Here is a 21,396-nt window from a genome sequence, read left to right on the forward strand (position 1 = left end):
GCTTAACAAGCGCGGACCGCACTTGCAAAGTTCAGATGACAGACGACCCGTTTAAACAAACACAGGCCGATAGAAAAGACTTTCTCGTCCCCGAGGGCACGAAAGAGCGTCTGGACGCTTTCATAGCCCGCGCGATGGGCGACGGCGTGTCGCGCACCCGCGTCAAGGCCCTGATCAATGCCGGCGCCGTTTCGATCGCCGGCAAACCGGTCACCGAACCGAGCCGCAAGGTCAGACCAGGCGAGGCCATCACCCTGATCATGCCCGAAATCGAGGACGCCGAACCGGAAGGCGAGGACATTCCGCTCGAAATCCTGCACGAGGACGACGACATCATCGTCATCAACAAGCAGGCGGGCCTCGTGGTGCATCCGGGCGCCGGCAACTGGACCGGTACGCTGGTCAACGCGCTGATCCATCATTGCGGCGACAGCCTTTCAGGCATTGGCGGCGTCCGGCGTCCCGGCATCGTCCACCGCCTCGACAAGGATACCACCGGCGTGATGGTGGTCGCCAAGAACGACGCCGCCCACCACGCGCTCGCCGCCCAGTTCGCCGATCATGGACGAACCGGGCCGTTGCAGCGCGCCTACAAGGCGCTGATCTGGGGCCGGCCGAGAATGCTGCAGGGCACGATCGACGCCCCGTTAGGACGCGCGCCGGACCGCATCCGCCGGGCCGTCAAGCCGGCCGACAGCGCCGATGCCGATTTCGCCATCACCCACTACACGGTCGAACGCCGCTTCGGTGAAAAGCAGGATGGCAGCGCGCTGGCGAGCCTGGTCGAATGCCGGCTGGAGACGGGACGGACCCACCAGATCCGCGTTCACATGGCTCATATCGGCCACCCGCTGATCGGCGACAACATGTATGGCGCCGGCTTCAAGACCAAGGCCAATTTGCTGCAAGAGCCGGCCGCCTCGCTGGTGCGCGCCTTCCCCCGCCAGGCACTCCATGCCGCCCTGCTGGTGATCGAACACCCGACGAGCGGCGCGGAAATGCATTTCGAAGCCCCCCTGCCCGCCGATATGGCCGCCCTCTGCGCGGCCTTTGAGGGCTGAGCGCCGGCCACGGCCGTAAACATTCCAGTTGATGGAGTGTTTATCGCTTGAATCTCTTGAAAGCCCTGCCTGCCATACTTAAATCGGGTTTTCCCTCCAGAAAATCGATGGATCGGGTTGCGGGGCCTCGCCCCGGTAATCGCCGTTGATCTGATGAGGATTGCAACACCAAGGGGGTGAAAGCATTGGCCAATACGCTTCCCAGCATTCGTGCCGGAGAAAACGGTCTCAACCGTTATCTCGAAGAAATCCGCAAATTCCCCATGCTCGAACCGCAGCAGGAATACATGCTCGCAAAGCGGTATCAGGAGCATGACGATCGTGGCGCCGCCCACCAGCTCGTCACCAGCCATCTGCGCCTCGTCGCCAAGATCGCCATGGGCTATCGCGGCTACGGGCTTCCCATCGGCGAGGTCGTGTCCGAAGGCAATGTCGGCCTGATGCAGGCCGTCAAGAAATTCGACCCCGAACGCGGTTTCCGGCTGGCCACCTACGCGATGTGGTGGATCAAGGCCTCGATCCAGGAATATATCCTGCGCTCGTGGTCGCTCGTCAAAATGGGCACCACCGCCAACCAGAAGCGGCTGTTCTTCAACCTGCGCCGCCTCAAGGGCAAGATCCAGGCGATCGAGGATGGCGATCTGAAGCCCGAACAGGTCACCGAAATCGCGACCAAGCTGAATGTCAGCGAGGAAGAGGTGGTTTCGATGAACCGCCGGCTTTCCGGCGACGCCTCGCTGAACGCGCCGATCCGCGCCACCGAGGGCGAATCCGGCCAGTGGCAGGACTGGCTTGTCGACGACCATGACAGCCAGGAAGACATGCTCGTCAATCAGGACGAGCTCGAAAACCGCCGCGACATGCTGTCTTCGGCTATGGATGTGCTGAACGACCGTGAAAAGCGGATATTCGTCGCCCGCCGCCTCGCCGAGGATCCGGAAACGCTGGAATCGCTTTCCGGCGAATTCTCGATCTCGCGCGAACGCGTGCGTCAGATCGAGGTCCGCGCTTTCGAAAAGGTCCAGGACGCCGTCCAGAAACAGGTCGCCGCCAACGCCAAGGCGGTCCGCGCCGTGCGCGAGGGCGTCGACGACTGATTTATCCGGAAATATCGGCACGTGAATGAACAGAGCCGCGGCGGGAAACTGCCGCGGCTCTGTTTGTTGACAAACCTGTCCCCATACACTTCCGTCATCCTCGGGCTTGTCCCGAGGGTCTAACCACGTCTGGTTGCGACAGGCGTATCGGGATAAATATTTAGGTCAAACAAACCTTTATGAGAAACCAGCACCGCTCGTTTGGTGGCGTGATTGGATCCTCGGGTCAAGCCCGAGGATGACGCCCGTGAAGAGGATAGGTTTGCCGTCAGTTGTTGTCGCCGATGTCGCCGAGCGCCTGCCATTCCTGGACGGCGCGGTCGAAGATCGCCATGCCGGTCGTGCCCTTTTCGAGCGTCAGCAGCGCCCGGCGACCGTTGCGATAGGTAATCGGGATATCGATCCAGTTGCGCTCGGCAAGCAGCGCCAGGTTCTGCCCGCGCGCCTGATCGAAATCGTTCAGCGCCAGCATGTAGAGATCGTCGGTGATCTTGGCCGAAACCGCGATCAGCGGATCGCCCCGGGCAGCTTCGGTGTTCTTCAGCGAGATACGCTGGACATTGTCGATCGCGCCGCCCTGGAAATTCTCGCCGACCGTGAACGAAATATCGATGAGATGGCTTGCCGGCAGGGAGGAATCGTCATTGCGGCGGAAGGTGATCACACCGGAAAGCCCCGCCTCCGGCACGTTCATGACGCCCTCGATCACCGGTTCGGACACCGCCGTGCCGGTGTTCTCCTGCTTCAGTTCCCAGGCAACGGTTCCCTGATAGGCAGACGGCACCGACTGGCCGAGCTGCTCCTCATAGAGATACATCTTCTGCGCGGCGCCAACCGGCGGCGCGGGTGCGGCAACGTCCTGCGCGGCACCGGACGAGGCCGATGCGCCGGAGGTCTGGTTTGCCACAGTGCGCGCCGGCCCGGCGCTTGCGCCTGCGGCAGGCAGGCCCTCGTCAACCTCGGTGCCATCCGGAAGCAGCCGCTGGGTGAATTGCTTCTCGCCCGCCGCTTCGCCTTCCGCCGGGGTTTCTTCCACCGGGGTCCCGGCGGTTTCCGGTTCGGCCGCCGGCGTGGTCACGGGCTCGGCCGGCGTCTCGCTGACCTCGTCGCCCGGCTCAACCAGCGCCGTCAGCGTGTCACGGCTATCCCAGACGAAATAGCCGCCGATCGCGACGATCGCCAGAATGACGACAGCGGCAATCGCAAGGCCGATGCGTCTCGCCCCGCCGCCCCGTCCGGCATCAACCTCGTCGCCATCGCGACCGTATCCGGCGGCGCGCTCGTAGTCCTCATAGCTCTGCTCGTCCGGTTCAAGCCCGAGGAGGTTGTCGACATGGGCCCAGTCCTTTTCCGAAACGGGCCGCGCACCTGTGGAAACAGCCGGCTCAGCGGACACCGCGTCGGCGGGCGCCGCCTCATAGCTCCAGTCGTCGTAGTCGGCGCGGTGATCGTCGGACTCGACCACAACCGATCCGGAATCGCTTTCCTCGTCATCCTCCGGCGTATCGAAGGAATAGGAGGTTTCGTCCTCGGGTTCGGACGCACGCTCGTAGACGACCCGATCGGGGCGGTTGACCGCCTCGAACGTCGCCCCCTGGAGGAAGCCCGACGTCTGCGGCGGTTGTTCCGGCTCGGGTTCCGGCTCGAATTCAGCCTCGGGTTCCGGCGCGACCTCGTCGGCGGGCGGCTCGTCATATGGCTCTTCGGTCGGATATGGCTCTTCGGCGGGCGCTTCCGGCTCGGCATAATCCTCGACCGGCGCCTCGTCACCAAAAGCCTCGACCTCCGCGATCTCCTCTTCATCGGAGGGCAGGGCTACGGCGAAATCGCTCTCGACCTCCGCGATCGCGGCATCGATCTTGTCGATCTGCCGCTTGATCATGGCTTCCGGCGGCGGCGGATTCATGTTTTCCATCTGCCGGACGACAGCCGAGCGCGCCTTGTCGTAGACGCGGGCGCGCAATTCCGGAGATTGCTCCGGAAGGCCTTCGACCGCGCGCCGAATGACTGCTGTGAAATCCGCCATGAATCACCCCTATTGTGCGGGTCAGTGCCGCGACAATACTACGATTTTTTCTTAATCTTCAAATGGATCGGTCACGAGAATGGTATCTTCGCGCTCAGGACTTGTGGATAGAAGCGCCACGGGTGCTCCTATCAGTTCCTCAACCTGGCGTACATACTTGATCGCCTGGGCCGGCAGGTCCGCCCATTTGCGCGCGCCGACGGTTGATTCCTTCCAGCCTTCCAGCGTCACATAGATCGGCTTGACGCGCGCCTGGGCGCCCTGGCTTGCCGGCAGCGCCTCGACCCGCTCGCCGTCCAGTTCGTAGGCGACGCAGATTTTCAGCTCATCGAGACCATCCAGCACATCGAGCTTGGTGAGCGCGATGCCGGTGATGCCGTTGGTGGCGACGGCCTGGCGCACCAGCACCGCATCGAACCAGCCGCAGCGGCGCTTGCGCCCGGTGACCGTGCCGAATTCATGACCGCGCTCGCCGAGGAAATTGCCGATCTCGTCGTGGAGTTCGGTCGGGAACGGTCCCTCTCCAACGCGTGTCGTATAGGCCTTGGTGATGCCGAGCACATATTCGAGCGAGCCCGGCCCCATGCCGGAACCGGCCGCCGCCTGTCCCGCGACCGTGTTCGACGAGGTCACGAACGGATAGGTGCCGTGATCGATGTCCAGCAACGTGCCCTGCGCGCCCTCGAACAGGATACGCGCGCCGGCGCGGCGCTTCTTGTCGAGCAGCAGCCACACGGTTTCGCGGTAGGGCAGAACCTGATCGGCGACGGATGTCAGTTCATCCATGATCGTCTTGTGCTCGATCTCCGGCGCGCCGAAACCGCGCCTGAGCGCATTGTGATGCGTCAGCAGCCGGTCGATCTTGGCGGGCAGGCTCTCCAGATTGGCAAGGTCCATCAGCCGGATCGCGCGGCGGCCGACCTTGTCCTCATAGGCCGGGCCGATGCCGCGCCGCGTGGTGCCGATCTTGGTGCCGGAATTGGAGGCGGCGTCCTCGCGCATGCCGTCGAGCTCGCGGTGGAGCGACAGGATCAGCGTCGCATTGTCGGCAATCCGGAGGTTTTCGGGGCTGATCTTCACCCCTTGCGCTTCCAGCCGGCCGATCTCGGCGATCAGCGCATGCGGGTCGACGACGACGCCATTGCCGATGACGGCGAGCTTGCCTTCGCGCACGACGCCGGAGGGCAGCAGCGACAGCTTGTAGCTCACACCGTCGATCACCAGCGTGTGGCCGGCATTGTGGCCGCCCTGATAGCGCACCACGATATCGGCGCGCTCGGAAAGCCAGTCCACGATCTTGCCCTTGCCCTCATCGCCCCATTGCGAACCGACCACTACAACATTTGTCATATCACCTACCTGGAATTCCTAGTCTGAGCCGCAGCATCTATAACCATACCGTTGTCATATTGCGATCCCCTGCAACCCCGCACCGCAAATTTTCTCGTGACAACAGCATGGACGACAGACTATGCCGAGCTGAAACAGATTGATGCATGACATGAAAACAGCAACAAACGCCCTGCAATGGCAGGCCTATCTGCTTTTGACCATAACGGCATTCCTTTGGGGCGGAAACATGACAGCCGGCAAGCTGGCTGTGGGTCATGTCTCGCCGATGGTGCTGAATTCATTGCGCTGGGGGATCGCGGCCCTTGTCATCGGACTGTTCTCGATGCCGCAAATCCGCAAGGACTGGCCGGTGGTGCGCAGGAACTGGCCCGCGATCCTGGCCTTCGGCGCGGTCGGCTATACCGCCTACAACGCCTTTCTGTATTCGTCGCTGAAGCTGACCTCGGCGATCAATGTTTCGATGATCCAGGCGATCCTGCCATTCTGTATCCTGGTCATCAATTTCGCGCTGTTTCGCACCCGTTCGACCATGCTGCAGATGACCGGCTTTGTGCTGACGCTTGCCGGCGTCGCGGTGGTTGTGTCGCAAGGCGAAATGCAGAAGCTCCTTCATCTCGACCTTCACCTCGGCGATGTGCTCGCTCTTTCCGCCGCCCTTTGCTATTCCGGCTACACCGTCTGCCTGCGCTGGAAGCCGCCGCTGGACTGGCGGGTCATGGTGATGTCGTTCTGCTGCGGCGCCGTGATTGCCTCGCTGCCGCTGACAGCCGCCGAAATCGCTACCGGGACGGCGATTTTTCCCCATGATGCGATCGGTTTCGGCGTCGTGCTTTATGCGGGCCTGTTTCCATCGCTCATCTCGCAGGCGTTTTTCATGCGCGGCGTTGATATTATCGGCCCCAACCGCGCCGGCATCTTCATCAACCTGATCCCGGTGTTCGGCACCATCATCGCCGTGGCCCTGCTCGGCGAGCAATTGGCAAGCTTCCACGCGTTCGCCTTCGTTCTCGTCCTCGGCGGGATCGCCGTTGCCGAATGGGGAAAGCCGAAGCCGGCCTGAAAGCGCCCGCAAAAAGAGAGCGGCCGGAACGCAAAACGATGCTTTTGCCGGACACGCCCTTTGCCTAAACCTGTCAGAGACGCCGCGTCGTAAAGCGGCGGAAACATCAGACAGGTGAGACATGGCCAAGCGCTTCTACTGGAATGAACTGACGAGCCCGGAATTTTCAGCGCTTGACGCCGACCGGACGATCGCGATCCTGCCGATCGCCTCCACCGAGCAGCACGGCCCCCATCTGCCGGTCGCAACCGACGTCGCGATCGCGCGCGGCATGCTGGATACGCTTCAGGAAAATATTCCTGACGATCTCGACGTTCTGGTGCTCCCGGTGCAGGAAATCGGCAAGGCCAACGAACATGTCTACGGCCCCGGCACGCTCTCCTTCGGCGCCGACATCCTGATCCCGGCCTGGACCGCGATCGGCGAAAAGGTCGCCGAAACGGGCCTCAGAAAGATGATCATCGTCAACAGCCATGGCGGCAATCTCGATGTCATGCACATTGTGGCGCGCGAGCTGCGGGTGCGGTTCTCGATGGCGGTGGTCTCCACCCAGTGGGGCCGCTTCGGCCACCCCGAAGGCATGATCAGCGACGAGGAGCGCGCCTATGGCATCCATGCCGGTGAGGTCGAAACCTCGCTGATGCTGCATTTCCGCCCGGAACTCGTGAAGATGGAACATGCGGAAAACTTTGCGTCGCTCGCGAAATGGCAGAAGGAAAACACCCGCCATCTGCAGCCGATCCCGCCCAATTCGCTCGCCTGGATCGCCCACGATCTCAACCCCAAGGGCGCCGTCGGCAATGCCAGCGCCGGCACCGCAGAAAAGGGCAAGGCCATCGCAAGGCATCAGATCACTGGGTTTATCGAGCTGATCGAGGATTTGCGGGACTATCCGCTGGACAGGCTTTATTCGCCGGCGTGAGCGGGTATGCGGGGCGGCAACACCTCGCCCCACAATCTCTCCCCCTGAGGGCAGGGCCATTGCATATGGGGAGAGCGGCTTGCTCCAGATACTCTCTCCCGCTTGCGGGAGAGATGCCCCGAAAGGGGCAGTGAGGGTGATGCAGCATATCGACCCGTGAGGGCGTTCGCGGGGTTGGGCTCCCCCCTCACTGTCGCTGTCGCGACATCTCTCCCCTCCGGGGCGAGAAGATTGGGGGGCTGTACAGCGAAGTCATATGCAATAGCCCTGCCTTTGAGGGGGAGATGTCGCGAACGCGACAGAGAGGGGTAAGGGCATAAGCCGCATACTCCGTGCTCCCGGAAAGAGTTCACCCCTCTCTGCCCCTCTCGGGGCATCTCTCCCTCAAGGGGAGAGATTGATGGCGGCTACGCTTTTGCTTCATATCAAGTTTCGAATGAAACGGTCAGGCAGCCCCCCCTACTGCGGCGTCTCCGGCAAGTGGCGGCGCTGTTGCAGCGTCGCGATCATCGCTGCCAGTTCCTGCAGAAGATAATCCACGAACAGGCTGGTTGCCGCATCTAGCGGCGCGCGGGCGCGGGCGAACAGTTTCATCGGCTGGTGGCGCACATGCGGATCGGCGACCGGGCGGAAGATCAGTTCGCCCCGGCTGCACTCATCATAGACATCGAGCGGATTGAGGAAGGTCAGGCCGCTGCCGCGCTTGACCAGTTGTTTCAGCATTTCCGAGGAATTGGTCTCGACCACCGGCTCGATCGGCAGCGGCAGCGGCGACAACATGAGATTGATGATATTGCGCAGGCTGGTGCCGGTCTGCGCCAGCACCAGCGGCTCCTGAACCACATCGGCGACATTGACGCGCTCCTGTTCGCCAAGCGGATGGCCGGGTGGCAGCACCGCCCCGATCGGCGCGTCGAATGATGCGACCGTGCGGATGCCGGGCGTTGGCGGAATGTTGAAGCCGAGGCCGAGATCGACATCGCCGGTGACCACCGAGGCGATCGTGGTATCGCCGATATCGGAGCGCAGGTGAATGCGGATGCGCGGGTTCTGGGCCACGAAGCGGGCGATGATTTCCGGCAGCGGCCCGGCCGCAAGCCCGACGGTGGTGACCAGCGTGACCTTGCCGGCCTGCGGCATTTTGAGCGCCCGGATGCGCGCTTCCAGCCGGTCATAGCTTTTCAGCACCTCGCGGACATGCTCGACGCACATCTCGCCGGCCGCCGTCAGCCTCAGTCCGCGCGGCAGCCGCTCGAACAGCGGCGCGCCGAATTCCTCCTCCAGCGCCAGGATCTGCCTGTTGACCGCCGAGGAGGCGACATTCAACCTTTGCGCCGCCTTGCGGATCGATCCGCAACGGGCGATTTCATCGATATATTGCAGCTTTCGGGAATGCAGCATGGGGGTTAAACTTGCCTCGGATGACCAAATTTTACGCAGTGCGACTACAATTACATCATTCCCGCAACCTGTGCAAAAAAGGCAGCGATGCGCACGAAAATTGATACTTCTCAAACAGCAGTTATACCGCTCAAATACCAATCATAAGGCTTCAGCAAACGCGAAGGGGAACGAACATGTCAATTCAATCGAGGATGGGAGGGCTTGCGGCTCTTACCGGTCTGTCACTGGCCGGTCTGTCGCTCGCCACAGCACCGGCGCTTGCGCTCGACGAGGTTTCCTACGGCACCAACTGGCTGGCCCAGGCCGAGCATGGCGGCTTCTACCAGGCCGTTGCCGACGGCACCTATGAGAAATACGGGCTCGACGTCACCATCGTGCAGGGCGGGCCGCAGGCCGCCAACCGCGCGCTTCTGATCGCCGGCAAGGTCGATTTCTACATGGGCTCGCCCCAGGGCGAGTTCGATGCCGTGGTCGAGGACATTCCGCTGATCGATGTCGCCGCGATCTTCCAGAAGGACCCGCAGATCCTGATGGCCCATCCCGATCAGGGCATCGAGGAGTTCGCCGATCTCGCCAAGCTGCCGACTATCTTCATGGGCAAGGACGGATTTCTGTCCTATTTTCAGTGGATGAAGGCCAATTTCGACGGCTTCGACGACGCCCAGTACAAGCCCTATACCTTCAACCCGGCCCCGTTCATCGTCGATCCCCAGTCGGCACAGCAGGGCTATCTGACCTCCGAACCCTATTCGGTGGAGAAGGAAGCGGGCTGGACGCCGAAGGTGTTCCTGCTCGCAGACAGCGGCTACTCGCCCTATTCGACGATGATCACCGCCCAGCAGAAAATGGTCGATGACAATCCCGACCTCGTCCAGCGCTTCGTCGATGCCTCGGTTACGGGCTGGTACAATTACCTCTATGGCGACAACACGGCCGCGAACGATCTGATCAAGAAAGACAATCCGGAAATGACGGATGAGCAGATCGCCTATTCCATCGAGAAGATGAAGGAATACGGCATTGTCGTGTCCGGCGAGGCCGAGGACGGCGGCATCGGCTGCATGACCGATGAACACTTCAAGACCTTCTTCGACGACATGGTCGATATCGGCCTGTACGAAGCAGACCTCGACTATACCAAGGCCTATACGACCCAGTTCGTCTGCAAGGGCGTTGGCAAGGACCTGATGAAATAAGTCGAAACGCGCTTTCTCCGCCCCGCCTCGTCGCGGGGCGGCCAGTTTACTCATTCAGGAAAACCGCATGGCGCCCGCCGAGGCACTGTTACAAAAGCCGCTGGTGAAGCTGGAGCATGTCACCAAGATCTTCTCCAACGGCACGATCGCGCTCAAGGATATGAGTCTGACCGTGTGTCAGGGGCAGTTCGTCAGCCTGCTCGGGCCGTCCGGCTGTGGCAAATCGACGGCGCTCCGCATCATGGCCTCGCTCGGCGACGTCACCCGCGGGGCGATCGACTGGCCGAACTCGCGCATTTCCGCCACGGGAAAGCCGGAGGGCGATATCAGCTTCGTGTTCCAGGAACCGACGCTGATGCCGTGGGCAACCGTGTTCGACAATGTCTACCTGCCGCTGAAGCTGCGCGGCAAGTCGAAATCGGGTGTCCGCGACGAGATCATGGCGGTGCTTGCGACCGTCGGCCTTGAGGATTTCCCCGATGCCTATCCGCGTGAATTGTCCGGCGGCATGAAGATGCGGGTCTCGATCGCCCGCGCGCTGGTGACGAAGCCGAAGCTGCTGCTGATGGACGAGCCGTTCGCGGCCCTCGACGAGATCACCCGCCAGAAGCTCAACGACGATGTGCTGCGGCTCTGGCATGCGACCGGCATTACCGTGATCTTCGTGACCCATTCGGTGTTCGAATCCGCCTATCTCTCCAACCGCATCGTGGTGATGCGGGCGCGGCCGGGACAGGTATTCGACGATTTTCCGCTGGATACCAGCCAGGAGCGCGACGAGAGCTACCGCACCTCCGAGGAATACCGGCTCGCCTGCGAAAAGGTTTCCCGCTCGCTTCAGGGCGCCATTCAGGCAGCGGGGGGCGACCACTGATGAGCGATATTGTCGAAACCAAAGGCGAAACCACGGACGATACCTATGCGCCCCCCGGTTTCTTTGCCCGCAACGGCGAAACCATCCTCAGGATCATCATCCCGATCGGCGTGCTGGCACTGCTGATCGCGCTGTGGCAGGCGATCGTGGTCATCTACCAGACCCCGCATTATATCCTGCCCGGCCCCGCCCTCGTCGCCGAAGCCTTCATCAAGGACTGGGGCACGCTGGCACCCGCACTCTGGGTCACCACCAAGATCACCTTCATCTCGCTGGGGCTGGCGCTTGTCGGCGGCGTCGGCATTGCGGTGATCATGGTGCAGTCGCGCTGGATCGAGACCGCGCTTTATCCCATCACCGTGATCCTGCAGGTGACGCCGATCGTCGCGATCGCGCCGCTGATCCTGATCTACACGCCGACCACGCAGGTGGCGCTGCTGATCTGCGCCTTTCTGGTGGCGTTCTTCCCGATCCTGTCCAACATGGCGCAGGGGCTGAAAAGCGTCGACCACAATCTCCTGAACCTGTTCGAGCTTTACGGCGCCTCGCGCTGGCAGACGCTGATCCACCTGAAACTGCCGGCATCGCTGCCCTATTTCATGACGGGCCTGAGGATCGGCGGCGGGCTGGCGCTGATCGCCGCCGTGGTCGCGGAGTTCGCGGCAGGCTCCGCCGGCGCCGGCTCCGGCCTTGCCTTCCGGCTGCTGGAATCGCAATACCGGCTCAACATTCCGCGCCTGTTTGCGGCCCTTTTCATGCTTGCCTGTCTCGGCGTCGCCATCTTCGCGCTGACCTCCTTCATCGCCTGGCTGTTCCTGCATCGCTGGCATGAAAGCAGTCTCAAGAGAGAAAACTGATGACCGGCTTCGTCACGCTTCCCGAGGCCCCGGCCTTCGTTCTCAAGAATGCCACCGTGCCGGCGATCTGTCTCGACAACGCCTCCGGCTTCGAGGCGCGGGAGGGGTTGGTGTTGGCGGATATCACCGTCGAAAACGGCAGGATCGCCGCCATCTCGGCCCCGGGCACAGCACCCGCCGACCTGCCTGCTGCCGATCTTCGCGGCGGCATGGCATGGCCGACCTTCACCGACATGCACACCCATATCGACAAGGGCCATATCTGGGAGCGCCGCCGCAACCCCGACGGGACCTTCATGGGCGCGCTCGAAAACGTCCGCGCCGACCGCGAGGCCAACTGGTCGGCCGATGATGTCGCCGCCCGGATGGAATTCTCGCTGAAATGCGCCTTCGCCCACGGCACCGGCCTGCTGCGCACCCATCTCGACAGCCTGCCGCCCCAGCACGAAATCTCTTTCGAGGTGTTCTCCGACCTTCGGGAAAGATGGGCGGATCGCATCGAAGTGCAGGCCGTGGCGCTGTTTGCCATCGACATGATCTTCGAGCCGTTCTTCGACGGTCTGATCGCGCTTCTGAAGCGCCGTGGCGGACTGATCGGCGGCGTGACCCAGATGCTGCCGGACCTCGATGCCCGCCTCGACCGCCTGTTCCAGGCCGCAGGCGAGGCCGGCCTCGATATCGATCTCCATGTCGACGAGACCGAGGATCGCGAGGTGCTGACGCTGAAGGCGATCGCGGACGCCAAAATCCGCAACGGCTTTGCGGGGGCCGTCACCGTCGGCCATTGCTGTTCACTGGCGCGGCAGGATGAGGAGACGGCGCGGCGCACCATAGAGCGCGTCGCCGAAGCCGGGATTGCGGTGGTGTCGCTGCCGATGTGCAACATGTATCTCCAGGACCGCCACCAGGGGCGCACCCCGCGCTGGCGGGGCGTGACGCTGTTCAAGGAACTCGCCGCCGCCGGCGTCAAGACGGCGGTCGCCTCCGACAATACCCGCGATCCGTTCTACGCTTACGGCGATCTCGACCCCGTCGAGGTGATCCGCGAGGCGGTGCGCATTCTCCAGCTCGACCATCCGCTGGACGACACCGCCCGCACCATCACCCGCACCCCCGCCGATATTCTGGGAAGACCGGAGCGCGGCATGATCGCCGTGGACGGCCCCGCCGATCTGGTGCTTTTCAGCGCGCGCCGCTGGAGCGAATTTCTTTCCCGTCCGCAGGCTGACCGCATCGTGATGCGGAATGGCATGGGCATCGACCGCAGCCTGCCGGATTATCGCGAACTTGACCCGCTGATGGATATGTGAACATGCCCGACTATCAACAGATCAAGGCCGAACTGGAAGGCATCGCCGTTGAGGACAATCCCAATCTGGTCATCCGCAAGAGCCGGGACTTCTACTGGTACTCGCCGATCCTCAAGGCCCAGCTCGAAAATGTCACCGGCGACCTGATCGTCTCACCCGCAAGCGAGGACGAGGTCATCAAGGTGCTGAAGGTCGCCTTTCGCCACGATGTGCCGGTGACCGCGCGCGGCGGCGGCACCGGCAATTATGGCCAGTGCATGCCGCTTTCGGGCGGGATCGTGCTCGACATGACCAAGATGAACCGGATCAGGGAAATCCATCCCGGCCGGGTGATCACCGAGCCCGGCATCATCTGCGCCCAGCTCGACAGGGAGCTGAAAGAAAAGTCAGGTCAGGAACTGCGCTTCCACCCCTCCACCACCGGTCAGGCGACCCTTGGCGGCTTCATTGCCGGCGGTTCCGGCGGTGTCGGCTCGATCCACTGGGGCGGTCTTCGCGATCTCGGCAATGTGCTGCGCCTCAGGATCGTGACGCTCGAGGCCGAGCCGCGCGTGATGGAGCTGACGGCGCGCGACCTGCTGAAGGTCTCCCACGCCTACGGCACCAACGGCATCATCACCGAGGTCGAGATGCCGCTGGCGCCGGCCTATGACTGGGTCGATATCATCGTCGGCCACGAGAGCTTCATGGATGCGGTGCGCTTTTCCGACCGGCTGGCGAAATCCTCCGGCATTCTGGTCAAGGAAATCGCCCCGATCGCCGCCCCTGTGCCGCATGCCTTCTTCACCCGCCACAAGCCGTGGCTGAAGGAGGGCGAGGCCGTCACCGTGGTCATGGTCGCCCCGCATGCGCTAGCCCCATTCGAGGCGCTGGTGAAACTGATGAAGGGCGAAATCCGGTTCCGCGCCGATCAGGAGGAGAACCTGCGCGGCATACCGCGCGCCTATGAGCTTGGCTGGAACCACACCACGCTGCGCGCGCTGAAGATGGAGCCCGACGCCTTCACCTATCTTCAGGTGCAGTATCCCGGCCCCGACCATGTCGAAAAAGTGCGCGAAATGACCGCGCTTTTCGGCGACGAGGTGATCGGCCATCTGGAATTCCTGCGCTTCGACGGCGCGGTGCAATGTTCCGGCCTACCGCTGGTGCGCTACACCACGCCGGAGCGGCTGGAGGAGATCATCGAAATCCACGAAGCCCATGGTTGCCCGGTGTTCAATCCGCACCGCTACACGCTGGAGGAAGGCGGCATGAAGCAGACCGACGCGTTGCAGCTCGCCTTCAAGAAGGAAACCGACCCGAAAGGCCTGATGAACCCCGGCAAGATGATCGCCTGGGAAAACCCGGATTTCGATTTCAAGGCGGGCAGGAATTTTCTGTTCAAGGGCCTTGCAGAGAGCGGAGCGGAGTGAGATGCGGGTCCTCGTTCTGTTCGCCCATCCCGTGGAAACCAGCTATGGCGCGGCGCTTCACCGGCAGGTTGTCGAAAGCCTGACGAAGGCCGGCCACGAGGTCGATGATTGCGACCTCTATGCCGAGAATTTCCAGCCGGTGCTGACCCGCGAGGAACGGATCGGCTATCACGACTATCCGGAGAACACCGCGCCGGTCGCCTCCTACGTCGAACGCCTGCAAAAGGCCGAGGCGCTGGTGATCGTCTCGCCGATCTGGAATTTCGGCTATCCGGCGATCCTGAAAGGCTATTTCGACCGGGTCTGGCTGCCGGGCGTATCCTTCGCTCTTGAGGATGGCACGCTGAAGCCGACGCTGCGCCACATCACCAGAGCGGCGGCCGTCTTCACCTATGGCGCGACGCCGATGCGGGCGTTCCTGGCCGGCAATCCGCCGAAGAAGATGATCAGGCGCGTACTGCGCGCCCAGATCAGGCTCGGCGCGCCGGTGCGTTTCATGGCCCATTACGACATGAACAATTGCACCGACGCGACCCGCGCCCGGTTTCTCGACAAGGTGAGATCGGCGATGGAGGCTTTCTGAGTATAATTGGATTTTTGTTTTTTCTTGTTAAGAGATGTAGCTTTGCTAATCTGAAGAAATGACACACTCATATGTCGCATACATCGATGAATCTGGCGACGAAGGCATCGGAAATTTTCGCGAGCCGGGCAAGCGCGGAGGAGCATCAAAGTGGTTGATTCTATCTGCGATTGTTTACAGATTTCAGAATGATCTGGAAGCTGTGCGCTGGAGAGACGAAATCGTCGCCAACATGCCCAAAAAGAAAACGCGCACTCTTCACTTTGCGGATATGAATCATGGTCAGAAACTTTTGACCGTTAAGAGTTTATCAGCGTTACCCGTTCGCTGCATTAGCGTCATTGATTACAAACCATTAGTTCCTGACAGTGTGTTTGAGGAGAAAAACCAACATTACTTCTATTTGACCCGATATCTTCTAGAACGATTATCATGGCTCTGCCGTGATCTACGCCCGACAGTCCCTGAGGGAGATGGCAGGGTAAAAATAACGTTCTCTAGACGTGGTGGGATGCAATACGACGATTTCCGAGAATATCTTCGACACCTGAAGCGGGATACCCAGAACGATATCCGAATTCATTGGCCAGTTATCGACATCGATAGTATCGATGCCAAAGATCATTCTAAGTTGGCTGGCTTACAACTTGTAGATTCCGTCGCGTCCGCCGTCGCGAATGGGCTGGAAATAGACATTTACGGAAACTGTGAGCCCCGCTACGCGGAGACACTCAAACCAATAACTTATTGCCGCAAACATAACTATTTCAGTTACGGAATGAAATTTATTAAGCCACTTCAAGAATTAAAGCCACACCTCAACGAAGAACAACGACGCACCATTGACCTATTCAAATGAAATGGTAGCCCCCCGGCCCATAATTGCGATCGCTCGCCTGCAGACTTTCGAATGCTTTGGGTTTGTCCGGCGCATGGCTACCAAGATCAATATAAACTTTTCTTTGAAAGAATCAACCCCATCGTTGAAAATCACAATTATTTTTCAGTACCTTAAGGAGTTCCACTAACTCATTGAATAGAATCCATTTTTATCCAATACGACATAAAAGCCTTCCCCAAAAGACCCGCGCCCGGTTTCTCGCCAAGGTGAAATCGGCGATGGAGGCTTTCTAGCCTTATCGCCCTTTACATCCCGTCTCAGTGCATTAGGTCTAAGGCTATTCCGCCGCTCTCGGGCTTTGCGGGATAGCGCATTGGTTTAGCCACGTACTACGTTCGCCACGATGCGTATGTCTGTAATCCCGGGCTGTTCGGCGCAGCGAAGCGCTGGGCAATCGGGTATGTAACGCGCAGGAACGGAGCCGAACGAGCATGCACGATCTGACCACCGCCGACGAAACCCGCCTTCGCAAGCTGCGCGGCAATGTGCCGGTCAATGCCGTGCTTCATGTCTGGTTGAAAGCCGTGCACCCGCATGCGCCCGCCGAACTCAGGCTCTCGCTCAACGACCGGGTTTTCGGCAATGTGTTCGTGCAGAATTCCGAGGAATACGAATTCCGGATGTTCTTCGTCCCGCATGGCGGAGAACTCGAATGCGCTTACGATCCCGAAACCACCACGATCTCGGTCGCCTACTGGTTCACCGATGCCAGGGTGCTGGAAGAAGGCATCACCGTGTTGCGCACCCATGCCGCCAATGCGCCGGCGCCGGCGCCGGGTTCCTATCACTTCCGCCCGCCCTTCGGCTGGATGAACGATCCGAACGGCTTTGGGCGGTTCAACGGCTCGGCGCATCTGTTCTATCAGCACTATTCGCATGGGCTGAAATGGAACACGATGCATTGGGGCCACGCGGTATCGGATGATTTCCTGCACTGGCGGCATCTGCCGATTTTCCTGTTTCCCTCCGAAGATCTGGTTGCCAAGCCCGACAAGCGCGGCGGCGCGTTTTCCGGCTCGGCGATCCCGCTTGAAAATTCCGCTGGTGTGAGGGTGTTCTTCACCGAGCACATGATCGACCGCGCCCCCGAGCGCGAAATCCAGATGGTGGCGATCTCGCAATCGCTGATCTTCGCGGGCGCGGCCAAGCCGCTGATCGACACCCGTCCCGACCTTGAAGGCCTGACGCTCGACTTCCGCGACCCTTACGTATTCCGTGGACCCGACGGCTACTGGAAGATGCTGCTCGGCAGCCGCTTGGGCGAAGAGGGCGTCGTGCTGCTCTACCAGACCGCGGATGTGACGGCGGCGGGCGGCTGGGAATTCGTCTCCGTCCTGCATTCGGAAGGCCGGTTCAACACCCAGGTCATCGAATGTCCCTGCCTGCTGCCGCTCGACGGCCCTGCGGGCGACCCCACCACCCATTGGGCGCTGATCTGCGGCCTGATGCACAGCCACCACGAGGAAACCGGGCGCAAGAACCTGACCACGGCGACCGTCGGCAAGTTCGACGGCACGACGTTTGCCCCCGAATTCGAGCAGGAACTCGATTTCGTCACCGACAATTACGCCTTTCAGGCCTTTATCGACCAGGGCACGCCGGTGGGCATCGGCTGGCTTGCCAACTGGGCGGATGCGGCACCCGAGATCGATTTCCCGACGGCGATGACGCTGCCGCGCAACCTTGTCTATGACGCCGCCGACGACACCCTACTGACGCCGCCGATCGAAGGCGTGGAAGCCCTGCGTGACCACCTGATAGATGAAACGGCGCTTTCGGACGGCGATCTGGTGACGCTCGAAACAGGGCAGGCGGAAATCGTGATCGAACTCGACGGCCCGGCCTTCGAACTCGATCTCTATCACAACAATATCGAGATCGTGATCACGCTGGACGAGGAAGGTCTCAGCCTGATCTATCGCGATGACGCCGAAAAGCCGACGCCCCGCTATATCGCGCCCGGCGCGAAGCCGAGCCATATCCGGATCTTTCTCGACATCGGCTCGGTCGAGGTTTTTGCCGACAACGGCCGCTGGACCGGCACCAAGCGCATCGCCGGTTTCGACCCGGTCCATTCAATGCGGCTGCGCCACGGTGACGTCCGATCGGCGAAGGTGTGGGCGCTGGCGCTTTGAAGCCGCGGCTTCAGGCGGGAAGACAGATCAACGCCGGCCGGACAATATCTCGCGCCCTATCCGGCGTGATCCTCGGCCTTGCCCCACGGCTGTCCGGTTTAAAGTTGTGTTCTATATCCCAGCCCCGATGTTCCCTTTTATGGGTTACCCTTTTCGTCGGGACTCAGAATTGAGCGGAACCGCCGCCGCTCACAATCTCCCCCCTTGAGGGGGAGATGTCGCGAAAGCGACAGAGAGGGGTGAGCCCTCTCAACGGACTCAGAATGCACGGCTTGCGCTGCACCCCCCTCTGCCCCGGTCGGGGCATCTCCCCCTCAAGGGGGGAGATCGATGACCGCCGGCTCAGCATGAGGCGTCGGCGCAGCGGAGAAGCCAGAATTATAGCCATTTCAACTACTTATCGGCAGAATCCGGATTCAAACCGGACAGCCGTGGGATTGATCCGAGAATCCAAGCACTTCGACATGGTTCGTCAAGCCAGCATCAGCTGATCGTCATCGATCTCGGTACCGGCCGCGCGGCCGAAGCGTTCGAGCAGGTCGGAAACCTTCAGCTTCGAGCGCTCCTCGCCGGCAATGTCGAGCACAATCTGGCCGGCATTCATCATCAGTGTGCGGGAACCGTAGGCGAGCGCATCCTTCATCGAATGGGTCACCATCAGCGTCGTCAGCCGGCTTTCGCCCGCGATCTCCGCCGACAGCGACAGCACCTTGTGGGCGGCCGACGGGTCGAGGGCGGCGGTGTGCTCGTCAAGCACCAGGATCTTCATCGGCAGCAGCGTCGCCATCAGCAGGCTGACGGCCTGGCGCTGGCCGCCGGACAGCGCGCCGATCGGCGTCGCCATCCGGTGTTCGAGGCCGAGGCCGAGCTTTTCCAGATGTTCGGCGAAGAGCTGCTTCTGACCGCGCCTGCCGAGCGCGAGGCTCAAGCCCCGCTTCTTGCCGCGGGCTGCGGCGAGCGCAAGATTCTCCTCGATCGACAGCGACGAGCAGGTGCCGAGCCGAGGCTCCTGGAACACCCGGCCGACGAGGCGGGCGCGCTTGGCCGCCGGCCAGTCGGTGACGTCGTTGCCGGCAAGGTGGATCGTGCCGGTATCGGGCTTCGCCGTGCCGACGACGGTCGACAGCAGCGTCGACTTGCCGGCGCCGTTGGAGCCGATCACGGTGACGAACTCGCCCTCGGCGATATCAAGCGAGATGCCGCGCAGCGCCCGCACTTCGGTTGCCGTTCCGGCATTGAAGGTGATGTGGATATCCGACAGTCTCAACATCAGTCCTGCCCTTCGTCCGGTTGCTGGGCGCCGCGCACCAGCCTGAAATTGAACAGCGACTTGCGCCCCTTCTTGCCACGGCTCTGGGAGAGCACCACGGCGACGGCGACCACGACGGCGGTGATCAGGTTCAGGTCCTGCGGCTTGATGCCGATGAAGCCGGCGGAAAGCGCGAAGGCGATGAACAGGCGATAGACCACCGCGCCGATGACGCAGCCGAGCGTCGCCAGAAACACCGTGCGACGGCCGAGAATGGCCTCGCCGATGATCAGCGCCGCTAGCCCGGTGACGATGGTGCCGACGCCCATGGTGACGTCCGCGACGCCCTGCATCTGCGCGAACAGCGAGCCGGCGAGCGCGCAGAGCGCGTTGGCGATCGACATGCCGAGCAGCGTCATCGCGCCGTTCCTGATGCCCTGGGCTTCCGCCATGGCCGGATTTTCGCCGGAGGCGCGCAGGCCGAGGCCGATCTCGGTCTTCAGGAACCAGTCGATGATCAGCTTGGCGCCGATAGCGATGATCAGCAGCAGGATCGTGTTGCTCCACAATCCCGCGCCCACCAGATCCTCGAAGCGGGAAAACACCGTGTCCTGGCCATAGACCGGCAGGTTCGGCCGGCCCATGATCCGGAGGTTGATCGAAAACAGCGCGACCATCGACAAAATGCCGGCGAGCAGGTTCATGATGCCGAAACGGACATTCAGCAGCCCGGTGACGAAGCCGGCGGCTGCACCCGCCATCAAGCCGAAAAACGTCGCGATAAACGGATCGATGCCGTGGATGATGGCGGCGGCGGAAACCGCCGCGCCAAGGGGAAAGCTCCCATCCACCGTCAGGTCCGGAAAGTCCAGCACCCGGAAGGACATGAAGATGCTCAACGCCACGAGAGCGAAGAGCAGGCCGGTCTCAAAAGCTCCGGCGAGCGCGAAAAGCGTCATGTTTACTCGATGACCTTCGCGGCGCTTTCAACAACATCGGCGGGGACTTCAATACCCATGGCCTTGGCGGCCTTGAGGTTCAGGAACAGGTCCTGATTGCCGGGAACGACGACCGGGATATCGGCGATTGCCGTACCTTCAAGGATCTGAGCGACCATGTCACCGGTGACCCTGCCCATTTCGGCATAGTTGAAGCCGAGAGCCGCGACCGCTCCGCGTTCGACGGAATCGGTGTCGGTGGTGAACACCGGCAGCTTGGCGCGCTCGCCGACGGTGACGATCGCTTCAAGCACCGAGATCACCGAATTGTCGGTCGGCAGCAGGATCGCGTCGGCCTTGCCGACGAGGTTGCGGGCCGCATCCGGCACCATGGTCGACTGCGAGGCGGGGCTTTCGACGACGGTCAGGCCGAGTTCGGCCGCGCCGGCCTTGATCTCGTCGACCTGCACGACCGAGTTGGCCTCGCCCGGATTGTAGATCACGCCGATGGTCTTGACGCCCGGAACAAGCTTCTGGATCAGTTCCAGCGCCGGCTTCGGCGGCTGCTTGTCGGAGGTGCCGGTGATGTTGGCTTCCGGCTTTTCCGGGTTCTCGATCAGGCCGGCGGCGACCGGGTCGGTGACGGCGGCGAACACGACCGGGGCGTCGCCCATGGAATTCTTCAGCGCCTGGGCGGACGGCGTCGAGATGCCGACCGAGACGTCCGGCTTGATGCCGGCGAATTCATCGGCGATCTGGCTCTGCGTCGTCATGTTGCCCTGCGCGGAGCGGGCGACGACCTTCAGGTTCTCGCCTTCCTTGTAACCTTTCTCGGCAAGGCTCTCGATGATGCCTTCGCGCACGGCGTCAAGGGCGGGGTGTTCCACGATATAGGTGATGGCAACGGTTTTGGTGTCCTGCGCCACCACCGGCGCGGCAAAGCCGGCAAAAGCGGCAAGCGCCGCGGTGGCGAACACCGTCTTCTTGAAGTTGAGCATTTCGAAACCCCCTGTCAGGA

General features: G+C 61.8%; 18 protein-coding genes. 12 read left to right on the plus strand and 6 right to left on the minus strand.

The features are described from left to right. The first annotated feature begins 35 nt into the window (after positions 1-35). Both HQ843_RS01725 and rpoH read left to right on the plus strand, forming a co-directional pair. Entirely contained in the window at positions 36-1,061 is a 1,026-nt protein-coding gene (locus HQ843_RS01725; RefSeq protein WP_180900111.1) for an RluA family pseudouridine synthase, read from the plus strand. Positions 1,062-1,246: 185 nt separating this feature from the next. Further along, positions 1,247-2,158: an RNA polymerase sigma factor RpoH gene (gene rpoH / locus HQ843_RS01730; RefSeq protein ID WP_180900110.1), complete on the plus strand. Its 912-nt coding sequence runs from the start codon at positions 1,247-1,249 to the stop codon at positions 2,156-2,158. A gap of 268 nt (positions 2,159-2,426) precedes the next feature. On the opposite strand, the gene HQ843_RS01735 is transcribed toward rpoH, so the two are convergent. Continuing rightward, the gene (locus tag HQ843_RS01735) at positions 2,427-4,184 is read right to left on the minus strand and encodes a hypothetical protein (protein ID WP_180900109.1); all 1,758 of its coding nucleotides are present in this window, start codon (positions 4,182-4,184) and stop codon (positions 2,427-2,429) included. Between the two features lie 51 nt (positions 4,185-4,235). After that, positions 4,236-5,534, minus strand: coding sequence for an adenylosuccinate synthase (locus tag HQ843_RS01740; protein ID WP_180900108.1), 1,299 nt, complete (start codon positions 5,532-5,534; stop codon positions 4,236-4,238). A gap of 172 nt (positions 5,535-5,706) precedes the next feature. Here HQ843_RS01740 and HQ843_RS01745 point away from each other — a divergent pair, with 172 nt between their 5' ends. Together HQ843_RS01745 and HQ843_RS01750 are read left to right on the plus strand one after the other, a co-directional pair. Continuing rightward, positions 5,707-6,597: a DMT family transporter gene (locus HQ843_RS01745; protein WP_371822144.1), complete on the plus strand. Its 891-nt coding sequence runs from the start codon at positions 5,707-5,709 to the stop codon at positions 6,595-6,597. A 121-nt stretch (positions 6,598-6,718) separates the two neighbouring features. Further along, positions 6,719-7,519, plus strand: a complete 801-nt coding sequence (locus HQ843_RS01750; protein WP_180900106.1) for a creatininase family protein — start codon at positions 6,719-6,721, stop codon at positions 7,517-7,519. A gap of 459 nt (positions 7,520-7,978) precedes the next feature. Here the strand turns inward: HQ843_RS01750 and HQ843_RS01755 are convergent, their stop codons facing one another. Beyond that, positions 7,979-8,920 (minus strand): LysR family transcriptional regulator, encoded by a 942-nt coding sequence (locus tag HQ843_RS01755; protein ID WP_180900105.1) that lies wholly within the window; start codon positions 8,918-8,920, stop codon positions 7,979-7,981. A 194-nt stretch (positions 8,921-9,114) separates the two neighbouring features. Between HQ843_RS01755 and HQ843_RS01760 the strand changes: the two genes are divergently transcribed. The 8 genes from HQ843_RS01760 to HQ843_RS01795 all read left to right on the plus strand — a co-directional run bounded on the left by HQ843_RS01760 (position 9,115) and on the right by HQ843_RS01795 (position 18,191). Continuing rightward, positions 9,115-10,119: an ABC transporter substrate-binding protein gene (locus HQ843_RS01760; RefSeq protein ID WP_246710378.1), complete on the plus strand. Its 1,005-nt coding sequence runs from the start codon at positions 9,115-9,117 to the stop codon at positions 10,117-10,119. Positions 10,120-10,186: 67 nt separating this feature from the next. Further along, a complete protein-coding gene (locus HQ843_RS01765; protein ID WP_180900103.1) occupies positions 10,187-10,993 on the plus strand; it encodes an ABC transporter ATP-binding protein in 807 nt (268 codons plus the stop codon). After that, a complete protein-coding gene (locus tag HQ843_RS01770; protein WP_180900102.1) occupies positions 10,993-11,850 on the plus strand; it encodes an ABC transporter permease in 858 nt (285 codons plus the stop codon). The genes HQ843_RS01765 and HQ843_RS01770 overlap by 1 nt, the downstream gene beginning before the upstream one ends. Then, the gene (locus tag HQ843_RS01775) at positions 11,850-13,160 is read left to right on the plus strand and encodes a cytosine deaminase (protein WP_371822089.1); all 1,311 of its coding nucleotides are present in this window, start codon (positions 11,850-11,852) and stop codon (positions 13,158-13,160) included. Before HQ843_RS01770 ends, HQ843_RS01775 begins: the two co-directional genes overlap by 1 nt. A 2-nt stretch (positions 13,161-13,162) precedes the next feature. Continuing rightward, entirely contained in the window at positions 13,163-14,572 is a 1,410-nt protein-coding gene (locus tag HQ843_RS01780; protein WP_180900101.1) for an FAD-binding oxidoreductase, read from the plus strand. A gap of 1 nt (position 14,573) precedes the next feature. Next, positions 14,574-15,155 (plus strand): NAD(P)H-dependent oxidoreductase, encoded by a 582-nt coding sequence (locus HQ843_RS01785; protein WP_180900100.1) that lies wholly within the window; start codon positions 14,574-14,576, stop codon positions 15,153-15,155. 58 nt (positions 15,156-15,213) lie between these two features. Continuing rightward, a complete protein-coding gene (locus HQ843_RS01790) occupies positions 15,214-16,014 on the plus strand; it encodes a DUF3800 domain-containing protein (protein WP_180900099.1) in 801 nt (266 codons plus the stop codon). 473 nt (positions 16,015-16,487) lie between these two features. Continuing rightward, positions 16,488-18,191, plus strand: coding sequence for a GH32 C-terminal domain-containing protein (locus tag HQ843_RS01795; protein WP_180900098.1), 1,704 nt, complete (start codon positions 16,488-16,490; stop codon positions 18,189-18,191). A 472-nt stretch (positions 18,192-18,663) separates the two neighbouring features. On the opposite strand, the gene HQ843_RS01800 is transcribed toward HQ843_RS01795, so the two are convergent. From HQ843_RS01800 to HQ843_RS01810, 3 genes are read right to left on the minus strand one after another with little or no spacing between them, the layout of a single operon-like run. Beyond that, positions 18,664-19,461 (minus strand): ABC transporter ATP-binding protein, encoded by a 798-nt coding sequence (locus HQ843_RS01800; RefSeq protein WP_180900097.1) that lies wholly within the window; start codon positions 19,459-19,461, stop codon positions 18,664-18,666. Further along, positions 19,461-20,399, minus strand: coding sequence for an ABC transporter permease (locus HQ843_RS01805; RefSeq protein WP_180900096.1), 939 nt, complete (start codon positions 20,397-20,399; stop codon positions 19,461-19,463). The genes HQ843_RS01800 and HQ843_RS01805 overlap by 1 nt, the downstream gene beginning before the upstream one ends. Positions 20,400-20,401: 2 nt before the next feature. After that, a complete protein-coding gene (locus HQ843_RS01810) occupies positions 20,402-21,376 on the minus strand; it encodes an ABC transporter substrate-binding protein (protein WP_246710247.1) in 975 nt (324 codons plus the stop codon). Positions 21,377-21,396 lie beyond the last annotated feature (20 nt).

This window comes from Martelella sp. NC20 (genome assembly GCF_013459645.1).
Taxonomy (GTDB): domain Bacteria; phylum Pseudomonadota; class Alphaproteobacteria; order Rhizobiales; family Rhizobiaceae; genus Martelella.